This is a genomic window from Peribacillus sp. NPDC058002 (genome assembly GCF_042886655.1).
In the GTDB taxonomy this organism is placed as follows: Bacteria; Bacillota; Bacilli; order Bacillales; family DSM-1321; genus Peribacillus; species Peribacillus aracenensis.
The window spans coordinates 1-4,833 of record NZ_JBHVQU010000255.1 but is presented as its reverse complement, the minus strand read 5'-3'; the positions used below and the strand labels follow the sequence as shown (position 1 = coordinate 4,833).

Here is a 4,833-nt window from a genome sequence, read left to right as displayed (position 1 = left end):
GTTTCATTCAATCCAGCCACTAAAGAAATCGATGGGGTGACGGTAGTTGGATTTCACGTGAAAGTAGGCGGGGGGCTTTCCTCCGTTCCGATGCTGGCAGAAGAACTTGATTTATTCATTTTACCTGAAAAAACAGTGGAAGTAGCGGCCGCCATCACGACGATATTCCGTGACTTTGGGTACCGTGAAAAGCGTCATCGCTCGCGCTTGAAATTCCTTGTTGCTGACTGGGGTCCTGAACAATTCAAGGAAAAATTGCTGGAATACACCGGTCCGCTTCCTGAAAAGGGAGAAAGTGCGGTGAAGGGATGGAATGCAGGTTATTTCTACGGCATCCATAAACAAAAGCAAGATGGTCTTAACTATGTTGGAGTCAATATACCAGTGGGTCGTCTAAATCCGGACGAAGTGATTGAGTTTGCCGAACTTGCGAAAAAATATGGAAATGGTGAAATCCGCAACTGTAATTCCCAAAATCTAATCATTCCCAATGTGCCGGATGCAAAACTTGAGGAATTAAAGCAGGAAACCATCTTTGAAAGATTTCCATATCAACCAAAGAAATTCATTGGTTATTCCGTCTCTTGTACAGGCATCGAGTATTGCAACCTGGCCCTTGTTGAAACTAAAAACCGAATGAGGACCATTTCTGAATCACTGGACAAGGAAATAGATCTCGATGTACCTGTTAGGATGCATATGGTCGGTTGTCCGAATAATTGCGGTCAAAGAGCCATCGCCGAAATAGGGCTGCAAGGCATAAAAATGAAAAACCAGGACAAAAAGATGGTCGAGGCATTTGAAATATACGTTGGAGGAACGCTGGACGAAGGCGGGAAGTTCAATGAAAAACTTAAAGGAAAAGTGGAAGCTGATCAGCTCTATCATGTTTTGAAAGAATTGATCCTATTTTTCAAAGAAACAAAACTTCTATCAGAAACCTTTCTCGATTTTGTGGAAAGGATAGGGGTAGACGAGTTACAAAGTAAACTTGATGATATATTAGCGGGAGTTTCCGTTTAATAGGGGAAGGTAAGCATTCCATGAATCTATACCGTTTTGAAGTCACTCTCAAGGAAAAACCAATCCATGTCATCATTGTTGCCGATTCAGATGAAAAGGCTTTTGAACTTGTTGATATCGAACTGGAAAAGCATTATTTGAAATTGCCTGAAGTGGATGACATCTCATTATATGAAAAAAGGAAAATTAAAAATGGAGCAGGTTTCGTTTTATCGGAATTCGAAACAATTCTCTAAGGGAAGGCAGGTTGCAAAAATGGGGAAAGTATATCTAGTAGGAGCCGGTCCCGGAGATCCAGATTTAATTACATTAAAAGGATTAAAATGCATTCAAGAAGCTGATGTCATTTTATATGATCGACTTGTGAATAAAGAACTATTGAATCATGCAAAAGACGGTGTAGAGCTGATTAATTGCGGTAAACTGCCGGATTATCATTTATTGCAGCAGGATACCATCAATCGGTTCCTGGTCAAATATGCAAAAAAGGGGAAAATAGTCACCCGCTTGAAAGGCGGAGATCCTTTCGTCTTTGGGAGAGGCGGGGAGGAAGCGGAAGCCCTTGCCAAAAGTGGCGTGAGCTATGAAATCGTACCAGGAATTACCGCTGGAATCGCCGCTACAGCTTATGCGGGAATTCCAGTTACACATAGGGACCATGCTTCATCATTTGCAATTGTTACCGGTCATCGGAAAAAGGATGAAGAGGATAATATCAAGTGGGAATCCCTTGCAAAAGGAATCGATACATTGGCCATTTATATGGGCGTTAAAAACCTGCCATATATTCAAGGAAAACTATTGGAACATGGAAAAAGTCCTGAGACTCCGGTAGCCCTTATTCATTGGGGGACATTAAAAACGCAAAAAACAGCTGTCAGTACATTGGCTAATGTAGTGGAAACCGCCAATAACGAACAGATTTCGAACCCTTGCATGATAGTCGTGGGCGATGTCGTTAATTTACGAGAAAAAATTAAATGGTTTGAAGGAAAACAAACCGAAAATTTGTTGGCGAATGAGGCCTTTTAATGGAAGCCATTTTATATATTTGCCATGGCAGCCGTGTTAAAGAAGCTTCAACCCAAGCCATTGATTTTATTAAAGTTTGTATGCAAGCACAGCCCAATACCATTCAAGAGTATTGCTTCTTGGAATTGGAAACTCCAACAATTGAAGAAGCCTACGAACGATGCGTACAAAAGGGTGCGACGAGAATCATTGCCATTCCAGTTCTATTGCTAACAGCTGTACATGCAAAACATGATATTCCAGTCATATTGAACAAAATGAAAGAACGGTACCCTGCCGTTGACTTGAAATATGGAAGGCCAATTGGTGTCAGTGATAAAATGGTTGACATATTAGTGGAACGGTTGGAGGAAACAAATGTAAAGGTTACGGAGGATTCCTTGGTTTTATTGGTTGGAAGGGGAAGCAGTGATCCCGACGTGAAAAGGGATTTGTCTCGATTGGCCGATTTGCTAAGGAATAGGTTTCAAAAAATCCGTGTGCAAGAGTGTTATTTGACAGCTGCCACACCGAGCTTAGGAGAAGCATTGGAATTTGCACAGGAATCTCGATCAAACCAAGTATTTATCATTCCTTACCTATTGTTTACCGGTCTCTTAATGCAGTCCATCGAAAATAGTATAAAAATGATCCAAAAAAAGGGTAAGCAGAAATTCATACTTTGCCGATACCTAGGTTATCACCCAAAGATTGAAAAAGCCATATCGGAACGAATTCATGAAGTGAGTGGGGAGGGAGCTTATGTATCCAATTACGCTTAATATTGAGAAAAGAAAGTGTGTCATCATCGGCGGTGGAAAAATTGGTTTCTTTAAAGCGGGTCCATTATTGGAAGCCGGTGCTGATGTGACAGTCGTAAGCCCCGAGATATGCACTGGTTTTCAATTGTTGGAGAAAGAAGGTAAGATTCGAGTTTTACTTAAAGAAGTGGAAGAAACAGACTATAAAGATGCGTTTTTAATCATTGTTGCAACAAACTCTACTGAAGTTAATGAACGAGTGTACGAAAATGCATCCGAAAGTCAGTTGGTGAACGTAATCAGTAATCATGAGCTGGGTAATTTTCATATACCGGCGACAGTGAATAGAGGCATGCTTTCCATAAGTGTTTCCACCAATGGAGCAAGTCCAACGCTCGCAAAAAAAATTCGGAATGACTTAGGTAAAGTATATGATGAATCGTATGAAGAATATCTTGAATTCCTTTTTGAAGCAAGGATGATAATAAAGAATGGTTCATTTTCAAAAGAGGAAAAATCCAAGTTATTGAAAGATTCAATAGAGGATATTTATAAATATTCCCTAAAAGAAAGATATCGTTTTTTAGCTAGGCTTTTACCAGTAGAAGCTGAAGAAAATATATCATTGGGCTGATCAGAAAAACTGAAGGCACCTAACCAACATGTCATTTCATTTTGGTTAGGTGCCTCTTTGTGTCTTAACGGAAATCTAAATGATTTATACAGGCAAACGGTACCGTCGGGTCGGTGTTATTTAGGTTCTATTTTAGTAAAAAAAGGGGAATGTCATGAAAAAGTTAATCGTTTTAGCCTTTATCGGGTTTTTAGCCCAATTAATCGATGGCTCGCTTGGAATGGGGTATGGAGTGAGTTCCACTTCCTTATTGTTGACATTCGGGATTGCCCCTGCAGTAGCATCAGCATCCGTTCATTTATCGGAAGTAGTGACCACAGCAGTATCCGGAGCTTCGCATATAAAGTTTGGGAATGTGGATAGAAATATGGTCTATCGTTTGATAATTCCAGGTTCTGTTGGTGCATTTGTAGGTGCATGTTTCCTGAGCAACCTGCCAGCCGAATTAGCAAAACCGTATATTGCCATATTTTTATTTGGCCTGGGTGTTTACGTTTTATTCCGCTTTTTATTTATTTTTAAACCGTCGAAGGAAACTGAAATCGTAAAGCCATTGACCGCAAAACAATCCATTCCGTTAGGCCTTTTTGCAGGCTTTTGTGATGCAACAGGCGGAGGCGGTTGGGGACCGATTGCAACGCCCGTTTTATTGTCAAAAAAAGGCATGACGGCGAGAAAAGCCGTAGGGACTGTAGATACGAGTGAATTTGCCATTGCTTTCTTCGGAAGTCTTGGTTTTATCATTTCGCTTGGATGGGAAGCTGTCAATTGGCTTTGGGTCGTAGCATTGATAATTGGTGGTGTGGTTGCCGCACCGATTGCAGCCTGGCTCGTCAGGATGCTACCTGCTCAATTAATGGGTGTTTTAGTGGGTGGTTTCATTATCTTAATCAATGTAAGAACATTATTAGCTACATGGATTCCGATTGAAGCTCATATATATATCTATACAGGCATAGTGATTATATGGCTTTCTGGAATTCTTCTAACCATCAATAAGATGTCCAATGCGAGAAAACATGATCATATCGAACAACGGCAAAATGTTTCCTGATTTCCGAGATTGAAAGAAGCGAATATACACAAAAGCGTATTCAGAAATGTAACTTAAAAACTCGTAGGTACATAAATGCCTACGAGTAAAGTATTTTGCTATGGATTACCCCTTTAAAGTTGTTGTTCATTAAAGGTTCTTGATCCTGTCAAATAGATTTAACTCTCTTAATTATCGAGAGATTGAAGCCCCCGGTCTATTCTCCTAACAGATTAATCAATGGTATCCCCTTTAAAAAAGTCAGCTATCGTGAGGGATTTAATAATTTTAGAACAGCAGCAGAACCATTAATTGATGGCCATGCATTTAGTTCAAATGAGTGAATTGTACTTTCATATAATATAATAAGC

General features: G+C 40.1%; 6 protein-coding genes. All 6 read left to right on the top strand.

The window, feature by feature from the left end; translation table 11 throughout:
* On the top strand, positions 1-1,023 hold a 1,023-nt coding region (locus ACFVSH_RS22955; protein WP_387708002.1), incomplete at its 5' end, for a nitrite/sulfite reductase.
* 20 nt (positions 1,024-1,043) lie between these two features.
* The gene (locus ACFVSH_RS22950; RefSeq protein ID WP_387708001.1) at positions 1,044-1,259 is read left to right on the top strand and encodes a DUF3906 family protein; all 216 of its coding nucleotides are present in this window, start codon (positions 1,044-1,046) and stop codon (positions 1,257-1,259) included.
* Between the two features lie 19 nt (positions 1,260-1,278).
* Positions 1,279-2,055 (top strand): uroporphyrinogen-III C-methyltransferase, encoded by a 777-nt coding sequence (cobA, locus tag ACFVSH_RS22945; protein ID WP_387598900.1) that lies wholly within the window; start codon positions 1,279-1,281, stop codon positions 2,053-2,055.
* The gene (locus tag ACFVSH_RS22940; protein WP_387598897.1) at positions 2,055-2,816 is read left to right on the top strand and encodes a sirohydrochlorin chelatase; all 762 of its coding nucleotides are present in this window, start codon (positions 2,055-2,057) and stop codon (positions 2,814-2,816) included. Before cobA ends, ACFVSH_RS22940 begins: the two co-directional genes overlap by 1 nt.
* A complete protein-coding gene (locus ACFVSH_RS22935; RefSeq protein ID WP_387707999.1) occupies positions 2,797-3,429 on the top strand; it encodes an NAD(P)-binding protein in 633 nt (210 codons plus the stop codon). Before ACFVSH_RS22940 ends, ACFVSH_RS22935 begins: the two co-directional genes overlap by 20 nt.
* Positions 3,430-3,583: 154 nt before the next feature.
* A complete protein-coding gene (locus ACFVSH_RS22930) occupies positions 3,584-4,483 on the top strand; it encodes a sulfite exporter TauE/SafE family protein (protein ID WP_349728375.1) in 900 nt (299 codons plus the stop codon).
* Positions 4,484-4,833 lie beyond the last annotated feature (350 nt).

Bases quoted from the DNA above. Each gene is read 5' to 3' on its own strand.
- cobA (WP_387598900.1), top strand. From the start codon at position 1,279: ATGGGGAAAGTATATCTAGTAGGAGCCGGTCCCGGAGATCCAGATTTA.
- ACFVSH_RS22940 (WP_387598897.1), top strand. From the start codon at position 2,055: ATGGAAGCCATTTTATATATTTGCCATGGCAGCCGTGTTAAAGAAGCT.
- ACFVSH_RS22950 (WP_387708001.1), top strand. From the start codon at position 1,044: ATGAATCTATACCGTTTTGAAGTCACTCTCAAGGAAAAACCAATCCAT.
- ACFVSH_RS22930 (WP_349728375.1), top strand. From the start codon at position 3,584: ATGAAAAAGTTAATCGTTTTAGCCTTTATCGGGTTTTTAGCCCAATTA.
- ACFVSH_RS22935 (WP_387707999.1), top strand. From the start codon at position 2,797: ATGTATCCAATTACGCTTAATATTGAGAAAAGAAAGTGTGTCATCATC.